Here is a 19,774-nt window from a genome sequence, read left to right as displayed (position 1 = left end):
TCCCTGTGGACGGCGGCCAGCTGCTCACCTGAAATAGCTGTCCGTGAAGGGCTCCTTGAGGGAATCTGATTCCCTCAAGGAGCCCTTCACGGACGTTAGGCGATCTTCCCCGGCGTGCGCTCGTGCACGATCTGTCCATCGAGGACAGTCAGGTCGATTTCGACCTCGGGCAGTTCGGCGGGGGTCACCGCGAGCGGATCCGCGGACAGCACGCACAGATCGGCCGCCATCCCCGGTTCGAGCGTCCCCTTCCACGAAGCCGCGCCGTCCTGCTGAGCCGGGTGCACGGTGTAGCAGCGAAGCAGGGTTTCCATCCGCTGCCGCACGTCCTCGGCCGGGCCCATCCACTGGTCCGCGGCGGCGATTTCCTTGCGCCAGTCCGGCGGCAGCACCGGCGCGTCGGAGGTCAGGCACAGCGGGATCCCGGCGTCCAGCGCCTCTTGCAACGGCCACGCAGCGTCCGAACTGCCCGCCCCCAGCGCCGCGTCGACGACTCCGGCGGTGCGCACCGCGATCCCGGCCTGTGCGGACAGCCCGACCCCCAGCCGGGCCATCCGCTTCAGCTGCGCCGCGCTCACCAGGTCGCCGTGGATGACGTAGTGGCCGAGGTCGACGTCGCGCTCCTCCCGCGCCCGCTCGACGGCGTCCAGCATCAGCTCGATCGCCCGGTCTCCGGTCGCGTGTACGCCGACTTGCAGTCCGGCCTCGTGCGCGGTGCGGACCATCCGGGTGAAGTTCTCCTCCCGCTCCGGATCGTCCGCGCCGCCGACCAGCAGATGGGCGTGGCTGCCGTCGGCGTAGCAGTGGTGCGTGTACGCCGAGCGCATCGGCGGGATGCCGTCAGCGAAGATCTTGACCCCGCGGAAGTTCAGCCGGCGCGGGTCCGGGCCCGGTCCGTCCACTGTGGCCAGTCCGGCGCGGAAGTTGTCGAACGTGCTCGGGCCGTCGAGTTCGCCGTACAGCCAGAGCGCGGTCACCCTCGCCCGCAGCAAACCTTCGGCGGCCAGTTCGCGGTACTGCTCGACGACGGACATGCCGAACGCGCCGATGTGCCCGTTGTCCTCGCCCGGGCCGAGACCGGGTTCGGTGTAGCTCGTAATGCCCAGCGCGGCAAGGATTTCGCCCGCGCGGAGGATGGCCGCCCGGCGTTCGGCGGCGGTGCGCAGCGGTTTCTCCGGGCCAGGTCCGGGCGCGCCGTCGTCGGCGAACAGGGTGTCCGGCCACAGCGCGCCGAGCCAGGCGCCGTGCAGGTGCGCGTCGTTGATGCCCGGCAGCACCGCGCGGCCGCCGAGGTCGAGCACTTTCGTGCCGGGTCCGATCAGCTCCCGCACGTCCGCGTCGGTTCCGGCACGCAGCACGCGTCCGTCCCGCACGGCCAGCGCGGTCGCGGGCGCGGCACCGGCCATGGTGTGCACCGCTGCTGCCCGCAAGACGAGATCCGCAACTGAGGTCGGCACAGGCGCTCCTGGAGGGATTCGGGGACTCGACATTTTTGTCGACGTCCGTAGACTAACCCATCACACGGCCCTCCCGGGCCCGCCAGCCCCCGGAAAGGTTTCCCATGACCGTCCCGACTTCCACCCGCGCCGCGGTGCTGACCGAGCACGGCGCGCCGCTGGAGCTGACCGAACTCCCGCTGCCCGCCGAGCTCGAAGCCGGCGCGGCGCTGGTCCGCGTCTCGTGCGCGACGCTGTGCGGCACGGACGTGGAGATCTGGTCCGGGAAGATGAGTTTTCCCGGCATGCTGCCGATGGTGCTGGGCCACGAAATGGTCGGCGAAGTGGTGGCGGCCGGACCGGACACCCGCGACGCGCTCGGCCGCGAGGTGACGGTCGGATCCCGGATCGGCTGGTCGGAGTCGACCTGCGGCGAGTGCTACGGCTGCACGGTGCTGCGCGAACCGGTCGCGTGTTCCCGGCGCGGCTACGGATTCCTGCAGCGATCGGACGTCGCACCGTTCGCGACCGCCGGATTGTGCGAATACGCCTACGTCGTTCCGGGCGCGGCGAAGCTCCTGCTGCCCGCCGAAGTGCCCGACACCTGGGCCGCGATGGCCGGATGCGCGGCGAAAACCGTGCTGCGAGCGTTCGACCGGGTCGGCGGCGTCCGGCCCGGATCTCGCGTGGTGGTGCAGGGATCCGGCGCGCTGGGCCTGTTCGCGACCGCCGTCGCGCACCTCAGTGGGGCGGGCAGCGTCATCACCGTCGGCGCTCCCGCGTCGCGGCTGGAGCTGGCGAAGGAATTCGGTGCCGACGACGTGGTCGATGTCGCCGGGGGTTCGGACGCAATCGTCGAGCGCGTCACCGAACTGACCGGCGGACACGGCGGCGATCTCGTGCTCGACTTCGCGGGTGCGCCGTCGATCGGTCGCGAAGCGGTCGCGATGGCGGCACAGCGCGGCCGGGTCGTGATCGTCGGCAGCACCGGGCCAGAGCCGACGCCGGTCCCGCTCGGCACGGTGATGGGCAAGGAGCTGACTGTCGTCGGTTCGCTCAACGGCGACATCGCCGATTACCACCACGCGATCGAGTTCTTCGGTTCGTTCGCTGCCCGGATGCCGTGGGACCGGCTGTTCGGCGCCCCGGTCGGGCTGTCCGGCGCCAGCGAGCGGATCGAGGCCATGCACCGGCTGGACGAGACGAAAGCCGTCGTCGACCCGCGTCTTCCCTGATCTCCCCTTACGAGCCAATCCCTTACGAGCCAATCCCTTACGAGTCAAGGAGGTCTCGTGTCCGCATCCTCGCCCCTTCCCCGCCGCAAGGTCGGCACGTCCGGTTTGGACGTTTCGCTGCTTTCGCTCGGGTCGTGGCACACCTACGACCGGATGGACTTCGCCGATTCGGTCGCGATGATCCGCGCCGCGGTCGAGGCCGGCGTGAACCTGTTCGACGTCGGCGTCTACGGCATGCCCGGCCATCCGCCGGTCTTCACCGACGTGCTCTGGAGCGCGATCGTCCGCGCCGCCCGCATCCCGCGCGAGGACTACCTGGTCTCGGCGAAGCTGTGGATCGAAGGCTTCGGCGACCAAGGATTCCGTCCCCAGCTGGAAAACGCGTTCCTGCGCGGCGGTTTCGACGTCGCCGATCTGGTGATCCTCGGTGACCTGCGCCGCGACGACGTCGCCCTGGAGGACCTGGTCGAAGACCTCGCCGGGCTCACCCGCTCCGGGCTGATCCGCGCGTGGGGCGTCAACAACTGGTCGGCCGGGAACATCGCGCGGCTGCGCGAAATCGCCGAAGCACTGCAGGTGCCCGGGCCGCAGATCGCGCAGCTGAAGTACAGCATCGGCCGCCGGTCCATTCCGGACGGCGAACCGTTCGCCCGGCTGTTCGCCGACGGTTTCGTCATGCAGGCCTCCGACGTCCTCGAAGGCGGGATCCTCGCCGGGCGCACCAAGCTGACCCGCGAGATCGGCCGCGACCCCGGCGACGTCCGCAAGCGGATCACCCGCGACGCGGCCAAGGTCGTGCAGGTCGCGGAGGAACTCGGAACGAGCGCGGCCCGGCTCGCGGTCGCGTTCACGCTCACGCATCCGGCGAACGTCACGACGCTCTTCGGCGCGACCCGGATGGAACAGCTCGAGGACAACCTCGCCGCGGTCGAGCTGGTCGAGAAGGTCGGGGCCGAGCAGATCCGCGCGCTGGTGGAGCCGTTCTGGGCCGACCGCGACGCCGTCGATCCCGAAGGCCCCTGAGCCACCCCTCGTCTTCACGTCCGTGAGGGGAACCCTGAGGGACTCAGAGTCCCCCAGGGTTCCCCTCACGGAACGCAACCGGTGCCGCCGCAACCCGCGCCGCCGCAGAATTCGCCCGCTCTCGCCGAGGAGGCCGCCTTGACCCTTCCCCCCGTCCCGTTCGACCCGGAAATCGAGCCCGCGCTCGCCGAGATCGTCCCGGCCGACGCGCAGCCGTTCACCCCTGAGACGATCCCCGGCCTGCGCCGCGCGATGGCCGAGACCTTCCCGCCCGCCGCCGAAGCCGTCGGCGACGCGCCGGTCACCGTCGTCGAGCAGACCATCCCCGGCCCGGAAGACGCGCCGGACCTGGAAATCACCATCCTGTCCCCGCACGAGAGCGACGGCGCGCTGCCGGTGCTCTACAACATCCACGGCGGCGGCATGATGGTCGGCCACCGCAACATGGATGTCGGCCGCCTGCTGGCCTTGGTGCTGGAGCTGAACGTCGTCGCGGTGAACGTCGAATACCGGCTCGCGCCCGAACATCCGCACCCCGCACCGGTCGAGGACTGCTACGCCGGTCTGGTGTGGACAGTCGAGCACGCCGACGAGCTGGGCGTCGACCCGTCGCGCGTCGTGGTGATGGGCGGCAGCGCCGGAGGCGGGCTCGCAGCGGCGGTCTCGCTGCTCGCGCGCGACCGGAAAGGCCCGGCGATCGCGGGACAACTGCTGCTGTGCCCGATGATCGACGACCGCAACACGACGATCGCGAGCCAGCAGTACCCCGGTCTGGGCACCTGGACGCGGGAATCCAACCTCGCGGGCTGGCAGTCGCTGCTGGGCGACGCGGTCGGCACCGACGACGTCTCCCCCTACGCCGCTCCGGCGCGCGCGACCGATCTGTCCGGTCTGCCCCCGGCGTTCATCGAGGTGGGCAGCGCGGAGCCGTTCCGCGACGAGGACACCGAGTACGCGCTGCGGATCTGGGCGACCGGCGGACAGGCCGAACTGCACGTCTGGGCCGGTGCCTTCCACGGGTTCGACATGTACGTCCCGGACTGGCCGATCAGCAAGGCCGCGCTCGAAACGCGCAACTCGTGGCTGCGCCGGATCCTCGGGAAGGCGGGGAAATGAGCGTCCCGCCGGTGCCATACGACCCGGAACTGGAACCCGGGCTCGCCGCGTTCCTCGACCTGGTCGAGCGGATCCCGCTGCGCGCGGACACGATCCTGGCCAACCGCGCGCATTTCGCGACGATCATCCCGCCGGTCGAGCAGCTGGTCGGCGACCACCCGGTCGAGCTGACCGAGCGCACCGTCCCCGGCCCCGAAGGCGCTCCGGACATCGTGCTCACGGTCGTCCGGCCCGCCTCGGGCGTCACCGACGCTCCCGCGCTCTACAGCATCCACGGCGGCGGAATGGTGCTGGGCAACCGGTTCTTCGGCCTCGACGGCCTGATCGACGACGTCCTGCGGTTCGGCGCGGTCGGCATCTCGGTGGAATACCGGCTGGCTCCGGAAAACCCGGCTCCCGCCGCCATCGAGGACTGCTACGCGGGTCTCTTGTGGACAGTCGAGCACGCCGGCGAACTCGGCATCGACCCGTCGCGCATCGTCGTCACCGGTGCCAGCGCGGGCGGCGGTCTCGCGGCCGGTGTCGCGCTGCTGGCCCGCGACCGCAACGGCCCGGCCATCGCCGGACAGCTGCTGGCGTGCCCGATGCTCGACGACCGCAACGAATCGGTGTCGACCCGGCAGTACAACGGAATCGGCGCCTGGGACCGCAACAACAACGACACCGGCTGGGACGCCTTGCTCGGCCCGGCGCGCGGAACCGACGCGGCGTCGCCGTACGCGGTCCCGGCCCGGATGGCCGATCTGTCCGGTCTGCCGCCCGCGTACCTGGACGTCGGCGCCGCGGAGATCTTCCGCGACGAGACGACCGAGTACGCCTTGCGGATCTGGGCGACCGGCGGACAGGCCGAACTGCACGTCTGGGCCGGCGGGTACCACGGGTTCGCCGGTTTCTCCCCCGACGCCGAGGTCTCCCGCTGCGCGGTCGCGACCCGGCTTTCGTGGCTGCGCCGGATCTTGCGTGCCGGATGAAGCCGCTCCAGACCGAAGCGAGCCCGGTCGAGCCGGTGGTGCCGAAAAAACGCCCAGGCGCGCTCCGGATGGCGGTCGTGCTGGGACTGCTGGAGGTCTTCGGCCCGATCTCCATGGACCTCTACCTGCCGGCACTCCCCCAGCTCGCCGGCGATCTCCGGACCGGGCAGAGTCTCGCGCAGGCGACCATGTCGGTCTGCATGCTCGGGCTCGCCTTCGGCCAGCTCGTCGTCGGCCCGCTGAGCGACCGGTTCGGCAGGCGGCGTCCGCTGCTGGCCGGAATCGGGCTTTTCACCGTGCTGTCGGTGGTGTGCGCCTTCGCTCCGTCGATCGAGGTGCTGCTCGCGGCGCGATTCCTCCAAGGACTGTGCGGTTCGGCCGGAATCGTGCTGTCGCTGGCCGTCGCCCGAGACCTCGCCGAGGGCGTCGAACTGGTGCGGCTGCTGGCCTTGCTGACCACCGTCGGGGCGCTCGCACCGATCGTCGCTCCGGTGATCGGCGGCCAGCTGGCGGCCGTCATCGGGTGGCGCGGCATCTTCGGCGTCCTGGCCGGGATCGGGGCGGCGCTGCTGATCGTCGCCGCGACCGCGCTGCCGGAAAGCCTGCCGCCCGAGGCGCGACATCCGCGCAACGGCCGCGGCGAGTTCCGGATACTGCTGAAAGACCCGCTGTTCCTGGGTTTCCTGCTCGTGAGCACCTGCGGCGGGGCGGCGTTCTTCACCTATCTGGCGTCGATCAGTTTCGTCCTGCAAGGCGGATTCTCGTTGTCGCCACAGCTGTTCAGCGCGTGTTTCGCGGCGAACGCGGTGATGTCGGTCCTCGGCGCGCAAGTGAACCGGGCAGCGGTGCGCCGAGCCGGTCCGGTCCGCATGTACGTGCTCGGCACGACCTTCACTGCGGCGGCGGCGCTGACGATGCTGGGCGCGGTGCTGTTCGGCGCCGGACTGGCAGCGTTGCTGATTCCGTTGGCACTGCTGATGCTCGCGGGCGGAACAACACAGGCGAACGGCAACGCACTCGCCCTCGCCAACCACGGCCAGCGAGCCGGAACCGCGGCGGCGCTGCTCGGAACGGCGTCGTTCGCGATCGGCCCGATCGTCGCGCCGCTGGTGTCGCTGGGCGGGACTACGCCGTTGTCGATGAGCCTGACGATGACGGTGGCGTACGGAATCGCGACTGTCCTGCTGTGGCTGGCGGTGCTGCCCCGCCTGCGCCGATCAGGGACGGCCTGACTCGAACACGAGCTGGCCGTCCTTCTCTCCGGCCGCCCGGAACCCAGCTTTCTCGAGCACCCGGCAGCTCGCCTCGTTGCCGGGCAGCACATACGCCCGCAGTTCAGGCGCGAGCGCGGGTTCCGGGTGGTCCTCGTGCCACTGCCGCAGCGCCTGCGTCAGCTCCGTGGCCAGTCCCGCACCCCAGGCCGCGCGCGCCAGTAGATAGCCGACTTCCCGGTGCCCGCTGCCGTGCGCGAGGCCGAACCCAGCACGGCCGAGAAAACCCGACGCGCCTTCGACGCGCCACTTCGACCAGCCTCGCACCCGGTGCTCGGCGATGAACGCTTCCAGCCGTTCCCGAGCAGCCGCGCGGCTCTGCGGACCGGTCGTCATGTGCCGCATAACCTCGCCGTCGGCATGCAGGGCGGCGAGATCGTCCAGATCCGAGGGCAGCCAGGTGGTCAGCCGCAGCCGCGGGGTGCGGAGGATTTCTTCCCGGTCCGTCACCAGCCGGGGTGGTACGGCGCCGGCGGGGTTTTCGGCAGCAGCCACGCGCCGGTCGCCCGGTGCGCCGCCAGCACGAGCGCGGCGACCGGGACGATCAGCCACAGGAAGCCGCTCGGGAAGGTCATCTGCAGGGTCGGCGGCGCGCTCTTCCGGACGAAGCTGGAACCGAGGCCGACGATCATGAAGACGACGATGTCCAGCACCGCCAGGCTGCTGCCGGCGAGCACGCAGACCCGGCCCGCCGGAGAACGCTTGAACAGGCCGATCGCGCCGGCGACCGCCAGTGCCGCGATCGCCAGGTCCGCGGCGCCGACGATCCCGTTGGAAAGAAGCCTGCTCGAGGACGGATTGCCGATCATCCGGATGACGGCCACGACGAAGCCGATCGTGGCCACCAGGCCGATGACCGAGGCCAAGGTCGCCGCCGCGACCGCGGTGGCCCCGAAATACGCGGTCGGCGGTACCGGGGGCGGTGGCTGGGCCGGGAACTGGCCGCTGTAAGCGGACTGCCCGCCGTAAGCAGGCGGCAACGGCGAGTACTGCTGCGGACCGGTGCCGGGATACGGCTGCGGCGGTTGCGTCACGACGGCGGTTCCTCCGAGGTCAGGAAGACATTCGCGGCTCATCCTGCCAGGTCAGCGGCCCCTTCCCGGCCCGACTGCCCGAACGGGCGACACGCGGTTCGCCGGTGCCTCTCGCGATACGGCCAGATAGGTGTTACCTTAGGTAACAGTGAATCGCGGTAACGCCTAACCAATGTCGCTCAGGGAGGACCGAATGACCAGCGCAGACGTGCAGCGAGCACCGGAAGCAGCCCCGTCCGGCCGGCACGAGACCGCGCAGCGGCTGCTCGACTCCTCCGCGACCCTTTCCTACGACCCGGCCACCGAGGTCGACTGGGAAACCCCGCTGGACAAGGACTTCCACGGGGCCAGCCCGGAGTGGAGCACGCTCTACGGCACGAGCTACTGGGCCGAGATGACCCCGGAGCAGCAGAAGGAGCTGACCCGCCAGGAGGCGGCGTCGGTCGCGAGCACCGGGATCTGGTTCGAGATGATCCTGCAGCAGATGGTGCTGCGCGATTTCTACGCCAAGGACCCGACCGACCCGGCGTTCCAGTGGGCGCTCACCGAGATCGCCGACGAATGCCGCCACTCGATCATGTTCGCCCGCGGCGCGCAGAAGCTCGGCGCTCCCCCGTACCGGCCGCGCAAGCTCGCCGTCGAACTGGGCCGCGTCTTCAAGGCGGTCGCCGGCGGCGAAGCGGCGTATGCGGCGATCCTGGTCGCCGAAGAGGTTCTCGACGTGATGCAGCGCGACTGGATGCGCGACGAGCGCGTGGTCCCGTTCGTGCGGACGATCAACAACATCCACGTCGTGGAAGAGTCGCGGCACATGAAGTTCGCCCGCGAGGAGACGCGCGAGCAGCTGGAGGGCGCGGGAGCCGTGCGCCGCCAGGTCAACGCGCTGGTCATCGCGATCGCGTCGTACTTCATCGTCAGCAGCATGGTCAACCGCGACGTGTACAAGAACGCGGGGCTGGACTCCGAGCGCGCGCTGCGCGAGGCGAAGGCCAACGAGCACCACAAGTCGATGATGCGGTCGAGCTGTGCCGGGCTGATGGAGTTCCTCGGCTCGTGCGGGCTGCTGACGAAGCCGGCGCTGGTGTTCTACAAGCGGGCGAATCTGATCTGACATGGCCTTCGCGATCACCCAGACCTGTTGCAACGACGCGACGTGCGTGTCGGTCTGCCCGGTCAACTGCATCCACCCGACGCCGGACGAGCCGGACTTCGGGACCACCGAGATGCTCTACGTCGACCCGGAGACGTGCATCGACTGCGGCGCCTGCGCCGACGCCTGCCCGGTCGACGCGATCTTCCCGGTGGACCTGCTGACCGACTCGATGAAGGTGTACGCCGGGATCAACGCGGACTTCTACGCCGACCGCGCGCCGGCCGCCGCGAGCCCCGCGCCGAACTTCCACCGCTGGGGCCCGCCGACGTTCGACCGCGAGATCCCGAGCGACCTCGAGCCCGCGGACGTGGCCGTCGTCGGCACCGGCCCGGCCGGGATGTACGCGGTGGAAGACCTGTTGCTGCACACCAACGCGCGCGTCACGCTGATCGACCGGCTGCCGGTCGCGGGCGGACTGGTGCGCTTCGGCGTCGCCCCGGACCACCCGGACACGAAGCGGATCGGCGAGGCTTTCTCGCGCTTCCACAACCACCCGCGGCTGAAGCTGAAGCTCGGCGTCGAGGTCGGCCGCCACGTGACCGTGGACGAACTGGCCGAACGCCACGACGCGGTCATCTACGCAGTCGGTGCTTCGTCCGCGCGCACCCTCGGCATTTCCGGCGAGGATCTGCCCGGCAGCCTCGCCGCGACGACGGTCGTCGCCTGGTACAACGGCCACCCGGACGTCCCCGCGCACGCGGTGGACCTCTCCGCGGAGCGCGTGGTGCTGATCGGCACCGGCAACGTCGCCCTCGACGTGGCCCGGATCCTCACCGCCGACCCCGACGATCTCGACGGCACGACCATCGCCCCGCATGCCCTGGAACGCTTGCGCTCCAGCAAGGTCCGCGAGGTAGTGCTGCTGGCGCGGCGCGGTCCGGAAGACGCCGCCTACACCTCCCCCGAACTGATCGCGCTGGCCCAGCGCGCGAACGTGCCGCTCGTGGTCGACACCGAAGACCCGCGCACCGCCGCGGCGATCGACGCGGGCACCGGAAAAGCCGCGCTGCTGCAGGATTTGGCCCGCGAGACGGTCGACTGGACCGCCCCTCCATCGGATGGCCCCCGCCGGATCGTGCTGCGCTTCCATTCCGCTCCGGTGGAGATCACCGGGGACCGCCAGGTGCGCGGACTGCGCGTCGACGGACCTTCCGGCCCAGTCGAGATCGCCGCCGGTCAAGTCATGCGCGCCGTCGGCTACCGGGGACGTCCGGTGCCGGGCCTGCCCTTCGACGAGGCGGCCGGGACGATACCGAACACCGCAGGCCGGGTCGAAGGCCGGACCGGTACTTACGTGGTGGGCTGGATCAAACGCGGTCCCTCGGGCGGGATCGGCGCGAACCGGACGTGCGCCGGGGAGACGGTGGCGACGCTTCTGGCGGACATCACCTCCGGGCAGGTTCCGTTGCGGGGACGGCGGTCGCCGATCGCCGCACTGGCCGCGCGGTTCCGGGGTCGCTGAGATAGTCCTTTGTGGACTGCCGCCGCCCTTTCGGTCGCGGCGGCAGTCCGCCACTCGCCCTTCGCTGTTGCGCGCGAGGGTGCCGGATCGACCTCGAAATCCGGCGGCAACTGAACACCACTGCCGTCGTCATCGCATGGGCACATCTCCCGGCCGCCGCGCACGAGACATACCACCGGAACTCCTTGCAGGACAACGGTTTCGAATAGCCGGGCAAGCAACTCCTCACCCGCTTTGCCTCGCCGCCTAAAACTGCCTTGCCAGATTGTCCGACAATCTGGCAATCTGGTGTGCACTGGCGGGGATGTCACGGGGAGACTGATGACTTCGACGAATCCGATCACCGGCCTCGGCGCGAGCATCCAACGGCAGAGCACCACCGAACAAGCCGCCGACGCCGTCCGGCAGGCCATCTTGTCCGGCCAGCTGCCGCCCGGCACTCCGCTGCGCGAGGCCGCCCTCGGCGCCGAGCTGGGTGTCTCCCGCAGCACCCTCCGCGAGGCCTCGCGGACCCTCGAAAGCGAAGGCCTGGTCCGCTACCGGATGAACCGCGGCATTGTCGTCGCGGACGTCACCGGGCCTGATGTCGCCGACATCTACGCAGCCCGCACCTCCGTGGAACTGACCGCGGCCGACGCCCTCACCCGACAACGCGATCCGGTGATCTACCAGCAGCTCGGCGACTTGGTCGACCAGATAGAACACGCCTTCGACCACGGAGACACGGCCGCCGCGCTCGACGGCGACCGGCTCTTCCACGCCACCCTGGTCACGGCCACCCGAAGCCCCCGCCTGTGCCGCTTCCACGCGCAGCTCCAGCAAGAACAGCGCCTCGCCCTGGCCCTGGCCGAACGCTCCCGCCGAGAACTCGGCCGCACCGAAGACGACCACCGCCGACTGCTGGACGCGCTGCACGGCAGCCCGAAACAAGCCAGCACGGAACTCACCGGACACCTGCGAGCCGGTGCCGCCGAACTGCGACGGCTGCTCGACCTGCTCGCCCACCAGAGCGAAAGAGAGACGCCTCGTGGCTGAACGCAGCTGGGACCTGATCGTCACGCCCTGGCACCTCGACCAGCACCTTCCGGAATTCCCGATCCCCGCCACCGCGACCCAGGTCGTTCCCCCGGTCCTGCCCGCCGGCCCCGTCCCCGCCCGGATGAGCCTCCTCCACCGGGCAACAACCGACACAGTGGCCCATACCGCCCGGCCCCTGGTCCTCTCCGGGGACTGTCCCACCAGCCGCGCCGCCGTAGCCGCACTGCAGCAACGCCACCGAGACCTGGCCGTGCTGTGGCTGGACGCCCACGGCGACTTCAACACCCCCGCCATCTCCACGAGCGGATACATCGGCGGCATGGCACTGGCCATGTTGACCGGCCGGACCTCGGGTCTGTTCGACGACACCCTCGGCCTGCGCCCCGTCCCCGACACCAGCGTCGTCCTCGCCGATGCCCGCGACCTCGACCCCGCCGAGCGCGACTCGCTCGCCGCCAGCCAGGTCCACCGCATCCCCGCCGACCCCGCCGCGATCGCCGCCGCCCTCGGACGGCTCGGCCCGGTGCCGGTCTACCTCCACCTCGACATCGACGTCATCGACAGTGCCGACCTCTCCGGCGCGCGCTTCCCTTCCGGCCCCGGCCCCTCGCTCGCGCAGATCGAGGACTGCCTCGCCGCTGCCGCCGCCTCCGCCGATCTCGCCGCCGCTTACCTCGCCTGCGCCTGGCTCCCCGAACACGTCAACGACGAGACCACCCGCCAGACGATCACCCGCCTCACCGCGGCCCTCGGCGCCAGCCTGAGCTGGCGCGAACCCACCAGCCGCTGACCGATTCCTTTCCGCCCCGCCCGGGGTCTATCCCGTCATGACCACGACAACACAAGACCCCAACCGCACGCTCTGGGAAGCACGAGCACGCGGTGAGCAAACCCCGGCCTGGGAAACGCTCGCCACAGAGCCAAAAGACATCGCGGTCGAGGCGGTAGACACACCGGCCGGACTATGGCTGCGACCGCCGAACGCCCTGGCCGGTCCAGCGATCCTGGCCATCCACGGCGGCGGTTTCGTGGGCGGATCCTCCGGCACTCATCGCCGGATGTTCGGCCATGTGTCCCGGGCCGCCGGGGCAAACACGTTCGCCGTCGACTACGGCCTCACCCCCGAGCACGTCTTCCCCAGCCAGCTCGACACCGTCACAGCGGCCTATCAATGGTTGCTCAGCAACGAATCCGGCCCGATCGCCATCGCTGGCGACTCCTGCGGAGCAACGCTGGCAGTAGGCCTCGCCGCACGCGCCCGCGAGGAGAACCTGCCGATGCCCGCGTCCTTGCTGCTGCTGTCCGCGTGGACCGATCTCGAAGCGAACGGCGCCACTTACGACACCGGCACCGACCCATTCTTCACCCGAGAGCTGGTCCGCACCCTCGCGACCGGTTACCTGGCCGGAGCGAATCCGCGTGACCCGCTCGCGTCGCCCCTCCACGCGGACCTGCGCGGGCTGCCGCCGACGTATCTTCAGGTCGGCGCGGAGGAATCGCTGCTGGACGACAGCAGGGAGCTGGCCCGGCGGATGCGGGCGGCGAGCGTCGAGGTCCGCATCGACGAATTCCCCGGCCAGGTCCACACCTTCCAGATGGCCGCGGGCAACACCGCCGTGGCCGACGAGGCGGTTCGGGAGGCGGGATCGTGGCTGCGGTCGACACTGGTCCGGTGACGGATTTCGAACGGGCGGCGGCCCCGCTCCGCGGCGAGCTGCTGGCGCACAGCTATCGGCTGCTCGGGTCGTGGCACGAGGCCGAGGACGCGGTCCAGGAGACCTACCTGCGCGGATGGCGCGCCTGGGACGGCTTCGAGGAGCGGTCCTCAGTACGCACCTGGCTGCACCGCATCGCGACCAACGTGTGCCTCAACGCCGTCCGTGACCGCGGGCGGCGCGCCCTGCCCTCAGGCATCGCCGCCGACGACACGCGACCGGACGTGCTGCCGCCGGAAACGTGGGTCGAGCCGTTTCCCGGCGACCGCGCGGATTTGCGGCTGGCGTTGATCGCCGCGATGCAGACGCTGCCTCCCGCCCAGCGAGCCGTGTTGCTGCTGCGCGAGGTGCTGGCGTTCCCCGCCGCCGAGGTCGCCGAGATGATGGACATGTCCGTCGCCGCAGTCAAAAGCAGTCTGCAACGCGCCCGAGCGCGGCTGGCCGAGGTCGAATCCGGTCCTGAGGACGTCGTCGAGCCCACCTCCCCGCAGGCGCGGCGGCTGCTCGACGCGTACGTCACCGCCTTCGAGAGCGCGGACGTCACTGGCCTGACAAACGTCCTTCGCGCGGACGCCACGCTGGAGCTCCTGCCGAGCCGCACGTGGTTCAAGGGCATGGGCGACTGTTCCCAGGTATTCGCCGAGGCGGTGGGCAAGCCCGGCGACTGGCGGATGGACCGAGCGGTCGTCAACGGTCAGCCCGCGGCCGTCGTCCGCTGGCACGGGGAACCGTTCGGCGTCGCGGTACTCGACGTCCGACGGGACGGCATCGCGGGAGTGACGGTCTTCAACGACCCGGCGCTAGTCGAACGTATCGAGGTCACTCCGTCTTCTGCCTAGCCGCCAGCGTCTCCTCCACCTCCGGCACCCAAAAGCTGAGTTCCAGGGTCTTCACGCTCGCCCAATGCGACATCAACCGGCCTTGCGCGACCAACGCCGGGAACGCGCCCGCGAACAGCACTGCGGCGCACGCCGCGAACACCGGATGCTGCCCGACGATCAGCTCGACCACCGACGCCACGAACCCGAACGCCATCGCCGGGCTGGAATTGCGCAGCATCAGCCCGGCGGTGCGCAGTCGCGTCGCTTCCATCGCCGCGTCGGCGTCGTGCAGTTGCAGCGCCGAGAGCAGCAGAAACGAGTCCGCCTCGACGAACACGCTCCCGCGCGCGGCGGGATTGCGGCGCAGGAACTCTTCCCGCGCGTTCCGCTTCCGCCGCCGCGGCAGCCACCGCGACGCCCGCGCTCCCATCGGATACGCCAGGTACCCGAGCAGGTAGCTCGCCACGACGATCCCGATCACCAGCACCACGCCCGGCCCGCGCGAGACGGCGGCGAGGTCGAGCCAGTGCAGCCGTCCGGCGAGATAGGCCAGGAACGCCAGATGCAGCGCGCCGGGGATCGCATAGGTGAAGAGGTCGAAGAGACCGATCGCGAAAGTCACCCGGTGATCCAACTACGACCGGGCACTCTCCGGTACGGCTTTCAGGCGATCACGCCGACGAACCGCCTCCCCTTGCGAGCGCCTCGACGCGGTTCATCGGCCCGTTGTAGTAGTTCTGGTCGCCGGGCAGGCTGCCGGTGCGCGAGAACTGCCAGATGCTCTGCTTGTCCCAGCCCGCGGGGAGTTCGCCGATGTCCGGGGCGTAGCGGGCGAGCCACAGCGGGTTGGTGTCGCCGAACCCGCCCGCGTTGCCGGTGCAGAGCTTCCACCAGGACGTCGAGGTGTAGATGAGCGCGCTGCGGCGCTGTTTCGCCAGGTACCGGTGGGTGAAGTCGGCGATCCAGGCGGTCATGTCGGCCTGGCTTTTGCCGTAGCAGGCGTCGCCGTACGGGTTGTACTCGATGTCGAGCGCGCCCGGCAGCGTCGAGCCGCCGCCGTGCCACGCGCCGCCGTGGGCGATGAAGTAGTCGGCTTGCTCCGCGCCGCTGGAGACGTCCGGGCGGGCGAAGTGGTACGCGCCGCGGATGAGGCCCGCGTCGTGCGCGCCGTTGTACTGCTGGTCGAACTGCGGGCTGACGAATCCGGTGCCCTCGGTCGCCTTGACGTAGGCGAACCGGGCGCCCGCTCCCGCGGCCTGGCCCCAGTCGACCGCGCCCTGGTGCCCGCTCACGTCGTGGCCGAGGGTCTGCCCGGCCGCCGGGTCGAACCGCGGGCTTCCGCTTCGGACGCCTTCGTGCCGCAGAATTTGTGAACCGGCAACATTCTCGCCGGCCTTCGAGTAGTCCGCGGCGGCGGCCGGTCCGGCGGTCGCGACGCCGCACGCCATCGCCAAAACCGACACGGCGGCGGCGAAGGCGAGCCGCCAGGGTTTGTCCGTTGCTGTCCGGGTCACCGAGACTCCGATCTTCACGGCGGCAGGTCCAAGGTCATCTTGCGGCACGACGCCGCGCGAGGCTGGCTGCGTCACCCGGACGTGAACAGGATTCCGATAGCCGGAATCGCGCCAGTGGTCCAGACAACCGTGACCGAGTTGTGACCGGCGCCACGCGGCCGGGCGTTTAATTTGTTGTGGCCGACCACAAACTGGTGGGTAAATCCCCTACCGCGGAGGTGTCCCCGACGTGAACCGGACTTATCGACCACCCCGAACTCGTCGATCCCGTGGCCCGGCAGTCGCGATGCTGGCCTTGCTGGCCGCGGCCGGGCTCGCCGTCCCGGCCGCCGCGGCCCCAGCGTCCGGGCAGGCGGGCTGCACCGGCCAGTCCGATCAGCCCGATTTCGGGCCGAACGTGCACGTTTTCGACCCGGGAATGCCCTCCGCGACGATCCAGGCCCAGCTGGACAAGGACTTCGAGGCGCAGAAGGACACGCAGACCGCGCAGTTCGGCTCGGGCCGCGTCGCGCACCTGTTCAAGCCGGGCACGTACGCGGTGCACGACAACGTCGGCTTCTACACCTCGGTCGCCGGTCTCGGCCAGAATCCGGACGACGTCCAGATCAACGGCGACATCACCGTGGACGCCTTCAACGGGTCCGACCAGGGCTCGGCGCTGCAGAACTTCTGGCGGTCGGCGGAGAACATGGCGGTCACGCCTTCCAGCGGCAGCGACCGCTGGGCGGTGTCGCAGGCCGCGCCGTTCCGCCGGATGGACATCAAGGGCGGGCTGCAACTGTTCCCCGCCAGCTACGGCTACGCGAGCGGCGGCTACGTCGCCGACACCCGCGTGTCCGGCCAGGCCGCGTCGGTTTCGCAGCAGCAGTGGTACACGCGGGATTCGGCGCTGGGCAGCTGGGACGGCGGCGTCTGGAACATGGTCTTCTCCGGGACCACCGGCGCGCCGGCCAACTCGTTCCCGACCCCGCCGGAAACCACGCTCGACACCACGCCGGTGTCGCGCGACGTGCCGTATCTGTACGTGGACAACGGCGGCAACTACCGCGTCTTCCTGCCGTCCCTGCGCACGAACGCGTCCGGGCCGAGCTGGGCGAACGGCGGCACGCCCGGCGAGTCCGTCCCGATGAGCCAGTTCCGCGTCGTCAAACCCGGCGACACCGCGGAGAGCATCAACAGCTCCCTCGACTCCGGCTGCAACCTGTTCTTCACCCCCGGCGCTTACCACCTCGACCAGACGCTGAACGTGACCCGTCCCGGCACGACCGTGCTCGGCATCGGCTACCCGACGCTGATCCCGGACAACGGCGTCGACGCGATGCGCGTGTCCGATGTGGACGGTGTGCGGGTGAAGGGCCTGCTCTTCGACGCGGGCACCCAGAATTCGCAGTCCCTGCTGACCGTCGGCGAAAGCGGGAAGCACACGAGCCACGCGGCGAATCCGACCTCGCTGCAGGACGTGTTCTTCCGCGTCGGCGGCGATCTGGCGGGCAAAGCGACCAACAGCCTGGTCGTGAACAGCGACGACACGATCGTCGACCACGTCTGGGCGTGGCGCGCCGACCACGGCAACAGCGGCACCGTCGGCTGGACCACGAACACCGCGGACACCGGCGTGCTCGTCAACGGCGACAACGTGACCGCGACCGGGCTGTTCGTGGAGCATTACCAGAAGTTCCAGGTCGTGTGGAACGGCCAGAACGGGAAGACGATCTTCTTCCAGAACGAAATGCCTTACGACGTCCCGGATCAGGGTTCGTGGAATTCCGCGCCCGGCACTGCCGGGTATGCCGCGTACAAGGTCGGCCCGGACGTGACGTCGCACGAGGCTTGGGGTCTGGGCAGTTACTGCTTCTTCGACACCAACCCGGCGGTTTCGAGCTATCACGCGTTCGAGGTGCCGCAGAACGGCGGAGTGAAGCTGCACAGCCTGCTGACGGTGTCGCTGAACCACCGCGGCACGATCACCCACGTCGTGAACGACACCGGCGACGTGACGCCGGACGGCACGAAGCCGGTCAACGTCCCGAATTATCCGTGACTCGACCGGTCCCCACGTCCGTGAAGGGCTCCTTGAGGGAATCTGATTCCCTCAAGGAGCCCTTCACAGACCGGAACCCCGCACCAGACAGGGCAGGCGCGCGTCAGCCCAGCGCGGTCGCCCGGCTCACCGACTCCCAGGAGTCGAGATCCTGAGTCAGGGCCTCGATTTTGCCCCGGATCGCGTCCACGGCGTCGCCGCCGAGCGCGAGCCGCAGCGGGGCGTCCGGAGCGTTCACCGCGCGAAGGATCGCGGACGCCGCTTTCGCCGGGTCGCCGGGCTGGGTTCCGTCCATTCCCTCGATCGCACCCCGGGTGGCGGCGGTCGTTTCGGCGTAGGCGTCGATCTTCCGGGAGCGGTGCATCGCCGCGCCGCCGAACGACGTCCGGAACGCGCCCGGCTCCACGATCAGCACCTTGACCCCGAGCGGCGCGACCTCCGCCGCGAGCGCCTCCGACATGCCTTCCAGTGCGAATTTCGCCGCGCAGTAGGCCCCGAACGCGGGCGGCGCGAGCAGTCCGCCCATCGAGCTCATCTGCACGATCGTGCCGCTCCCCTGTTCCCGCAGCAGCGGGACGACGGCCTTCGTCATCGCGACCGCGCCGAAGAACATCACCTCCAGCACCGCGCGCAGGTCGGGCAGCGTCAGTTCCTCGACCGCACCGACCGAGCCGTGTCCGGCGTTGTTGACGAGCACGTCGATCCGGCCGAACGCGTCCAGCGCGGTCCGCACCGCGGCGTCGATCTGCGCCGGGTCGGTGACGTCCAGCGCGGCCGTGCGCACCCGGTCCCCGCCGGATTCGGCGAGGCCGGCCAGCGTCTCCGGCTTGCGCGCGGTCGCGACGACCCGGTCCCCCGCGGCCAGCGCGGCCTGCGCGAGTTCGCGGCCGAAGCCGCTGGAGCACCCGGTGATCAGCCAGACGCGGCCGTCGGTTTCCTCGGTCATTGAGCAGTCCCTCCAGTGGTTTCTTCCGCCTCCGATCGTGGCGCGCGCCCGCCGGGGTCCGCCAACACCGGTTCGCTGGCGGGCTACAGTCTCAGCCTGTGACCCCTGAGCTGCGGCAGCTGCGCTACTTCGTCGCCGTCGCCGAATCAACGAGCTTCACGCGCGCGGCGGCGACCCTCCACATCGCACAGCAGTCGCTCTCGCAGCAGATCACCGTGCTGGAACGCCAGCTCGGCGCGCAACTGTTCGACCGCGACGCCCGCGGCACGCGGCTCACCCCGATCGGCGAACTGTTCCTGCCGGAAGCACGCGCGGTGCTCGCCCGCGCCGAACAAGCGGTGGCAACGGTCTCCCGCGCGGTTCGCGGCGAGATCGGCACCCTGCGGCTCGCTTTCCTTGCCAGCACAGCGAATTACCTGCTCCCGCCGGTCGTGCGCGCGGTCCGGGAGCAGTTGCCGGAGCTGACCGTCACCACCGCCGAACTCTCGATCGCCGAACTGGTCGACGGGGTTCGCGGCGGCCGGTTCGACGCTGGCTTCACACGCCCGCCGTTGGTCGACGGCCTGGAGACGCACGCCCTTCTCACCGAGGAGGTCTGCGCGGTCCTGCCCTCCGGGCACCGGCTGGCTGACCGTTCCTCGCTGCGCCTGGCCGATCTCGCGGACGAGCCGTGGGTGCTGACGCCGCGCACGTCGTGGGATCAGTGGCACCGTAAGTACGACGCCGACTTCGCGGCCGCCGGGTTCACGCCGGACGTCGTGCAGCGCACCGCGACCGTGCAGGGATTGCTGGGGCTGGTCGCGGCCGGGGTCGGCGTGACTCGACTGGCGCGGTCCGCCCACAGCCTGCGCCGCACCGGCGTGGTGTTCGTGCCACTGGAAGGCGAAGCCGCGCACACCGTGCTGGTGTGGCGCTCCGACGGCCCTCGGCCGGCCGCGCTCCTGGAGGTGGTCACGCGGCTGGCCGAGACGACGGATCTGTCCGGCGCGGGCTGACTG

19 protein-coding genes are annotated in these 19,774 nt (G+C 70.3%); 13 read left to right on the top strand and 6 right to left on the bottom strand.

All coding sequences use genetic code 11. The features are described from left to right. Window positions 1-95: 95 nt before the first annotated feature. Window positions 96-1,457, bottom strand: a complete 1,362-nt coding sequence (locus ACFXI3_RS39405) for an amidohydrolase (protein WP_378406597.1) — start codon at window positions 1,455-1,457, stop codon at window positions 96-98. Between the two features lie 104 nt (window positions 1,458-1,561). On the opposite strand from ACFXI3_RS39405, the gene ACFXI3_RS39400 reads away from it, so the two are divergent. From ACFXI3_RS39400 to ACFXI3_RS39380, 5 genes are all read left to right on the top strand, one after another. Beyond that, window positions 1,562-2,671 (top strand): zinc-binding dehydrogenase, encoded by a 1,110-nt coding sequence (locus ACFXI3_RS39400; RefSeq protein ID WP_378406596.1) that lies wholly within the window; start codon window positions 1,562-1,564, stop codon window positions 2,669-2,671. Between the two features lie 57 nt (window positions 2,672-2,728). Continuing rightward, window positions 2,729-3,694, top strand: a complete 966-nt coding sequence (locus tag ACFXI3_RS39395; RefSeq protein WP_378406594.1) for an aldo/keto reductase — start codon at window positions 2,729-2,731, stop codon at window positions 3,692-3,694. 138 nt (window positions 3,695-3,832) lie between these two features. Then, window positions 3,833-4,810 (top strand): alpha/beta hydrolase, encoded by a 978-nt coding sequence (locus ACFXI3_RS39390; protein WP_378406592.1) that lies wholly within the window; start codon window positions 3,833-3,835, stop codon window positions 4,808-4,810. Then, complete coding sequence (locus ACFXI3_RS39385) at window positions 4,807-5,781, top strand: alpha/beta hydrolase (protein WP_378406590.1); 975 nt, start codon at window positions 4,807-4,809, stop codon at window positions 5,779-5,781. The genes ACFXI3_RS39390 and ACFXI3_RS39385 overlap by 4 nt, the downstream gene beginning before the upstream one ends. Next, entirely contained in the window at window positions 5,778-7,013 is a 1,236-nt protein-coding gene (locus ACFXI3_RS39380) for a multidrug effflux MFS transporter (RefSeq protein ID WP_378406588.1), read from the top strand. Before ACFXI3_RS39385 ends, ACFXI3_RS39380 begins: the two co-directional genes overlap by 4 nt. Here ACFXI3_RS39380 and ACFXI3_RS39375 read toward each other — a convergent pair. Then, on the bottom strand, window positions 6,999-7,502 hold the full coding sequence (locus ACFXI3_RS39375) for a GNAT family N-acetyltransferase (RefSeq protein WP_378406586.1): 504 nt from the start codon (window positions 7,500-7,502) through the stop codon (window positions 6,999-7,001). The genes ACFXI3_RS39380 and ACFXI3_RS39375 overlap by 15 nt on opposite strands. After that, on the bottom strand, window positions 7,499-8,086 hold the full coding sequence (locus ACFXI3_RS39370; RefSeq protein ID WP_378406584.1) for a hypothetical protein: 588 nt from the start codon (window positions 8,084-8,086) through the stop codon (window positions 7,499-7,501). The genes ACFXI3_RS39375 and ACFXI3_RS39370 overlap by 4 nt, the downstream gene beginning before the upstream one ends. Window positions 8,087-8,279: 193 nt before the next feature. On the opposite strand from ACFXI3_RS39370, the gene ACFXI3_RS39365 reads away from it, so the two are divergent. The 6 genes from ACFXI3_RS39365 (at window position 8,280) to ACFXI3_RS39340 (ending at window position 14,293) form a co-directional block, all read left to right on the top strand. After that, on the top strand, window positions 8,280-9,197 hold the full coding sequence (locus ACFXI3_RS39365) for a diiron oxygenase (RefSeq protein ID WP_344274306.1): 918 nt from the start codon (window positions 8,280-8,282) through the stop codon (window positions 9,195-9,197). A 1-nt stretch (window position 9,198) separates the two neighbouring features. Next, the gene (locus ACFXI3_RS39360) at window positions 9,199-10,701 is read left to right on the top strand and encodes an FAD-dependent oxidoreductase (protein WP_378406582.1); all 1,503 of its coding nucleotides are present in this window, start codon (window positions 9,199-9,201) and stop codon (window positions 10,699-10,701) included. A 321-nt stretch (window positions 10,702-11,022) separates the two neighbouring features. Next, window positions 11,023-11,736, top strand: coding sequence for a GntR family transcriptional regulator (locus ACFXI3_RS39355; protein ID WP_378406581.1), 714 nt, complete (start codon window positions 11,023-11,025; stop codon window positions 11,734-11,736). After that, window positions 11,729-12,529 (top strand): arginase family protein, encoded by an 801-nt coding sequence (locus ACFXI3_RS39350; protein WP_378406579.1) that lies wholly within the window; start codon window positions 11,729-11,731, stop codon window positions 12,527-12,529. The genes ACFXI3_RS39355 and ACFXI3_RS39350 overlap by 8 nt, the downstream gene beginning before the upstream one ends. Window positions 12,530-12,566: 37 nt before the next feature. Further along, on the top strand, window positions 12,567-13,415 hold the full coding sequence (locus tag ACFXI3_RS39345) for an alpha/beta hydrolase (protein ID WP_378406577.1): 849 nt from the start codon (window positions 12,567-12,569) through the stop codon (window positions 13,413-13,415). Continuing rightward, window positions 13,412-14,293 (top strand): RNA polymerase subunit sigma-70, encoded by an 882-nt coding sequence (locus ACFXI3_RS39340; protein ID WP_378406575.1) that lies wholly within the window; start codon window positions 13,412-13,414, stop codon window positions 14,291-14,293. The genes ACFXI3_RS39345 and ACFXI3_RS39340 overlap by 4 nt, the downstream gene beginning before the upstream one ends. Here ACFXI3_RS39340 and ACFXI3_RS39335 read toward each other — a convergent pair. Then, complete coding sequence (locus ACFXI3_RS39335) at window positions 14,274-14,897, bottom strand: hypothetical protein (protein WP_378406573.1); 624 nt, start codon at window positions 14,895-14,897, stop codon at window positions 14,274-14,276. The genes ACFXI3_RS39340 and ACFXI3_RS39335 overlap by 20 nt on opposite strands. 49 nt (window positions 14,898-14,946) lie before the next feature. After that, a complete protein-coding gene (locus tag ACFXI3_RS39330) occupies window positions 14,947-15,723 on the bottom strand; it encodes a GH25 family lysozyme (protein WP_344274519.1) in 777 nt (258 codons plus the stop codon). Window positions 15,724-16,075: 352 nt separating this feature from the next. Between ACFXI3_RS39330 and ACFXI3_RS39325 the strand changes: the two genes are divergently transcribed. After that, a complete protein-coding gene (locus ACFXI3_RS39325) occupies window positions 16,076-17,830 on the top strand; it encodes a hypothetical protein (RefSeq protein ID WP_378406571.1) in 1,755 nt (584 codons plus the stop codon). A 103-nt stretch (window positions 17,831-17,933) separates the two neighbouring features. On the opposite strand, the gene ACFXI3_RS39320 is transcribed toward ACFXI3_RS39325, so the two are convergent. After that, window positions 17,934-18,776 (bottom strand): oxidoreductase, encoded by an 843-nt coding sequence (locus ACFXI3_RS39320; protein ID WP_378406569.1) that lies wholly within the window; start codon window positions 18,774-18,776, stop codon window positions 17,934-17,936. Between the two features lie 98 nt (window positions 18,777-18,874). Here ACFXI3_RS39320 and ACFXI3_RS39315 point away from each other — a divergent pair, with 98 nt between their 5' ends. After that, window positions 18,875-19,771, top strand: a complete 897-nt coding sequence (locus tag ACFXI3_RS39315; protein WP_378406567.1) for a LysR family transcriptional regulator — start codon at window positions 18,875-18,877, stop codon at window positions 19,769-19,771. Window positions 19,772-19,774 lie beyond the last annotated feature (3 nt).

The sequence above is a fragment of the Amycolatopsis sp. NPDC059235 genome (assembly GCF_042754125.1).
Classification (GTDB): domain Bacteria; phylum Actinomycetota; class Actinomycetes; order Mycobacteriales; family Pseudonocardiaceae; genus Amycolatopsis; species Amycolatopsis albidoflava.
Note: the sequence above shows the minus strand (reverse complement) of the source record. Positions and strands in the feature narration are given on the sequence as shown.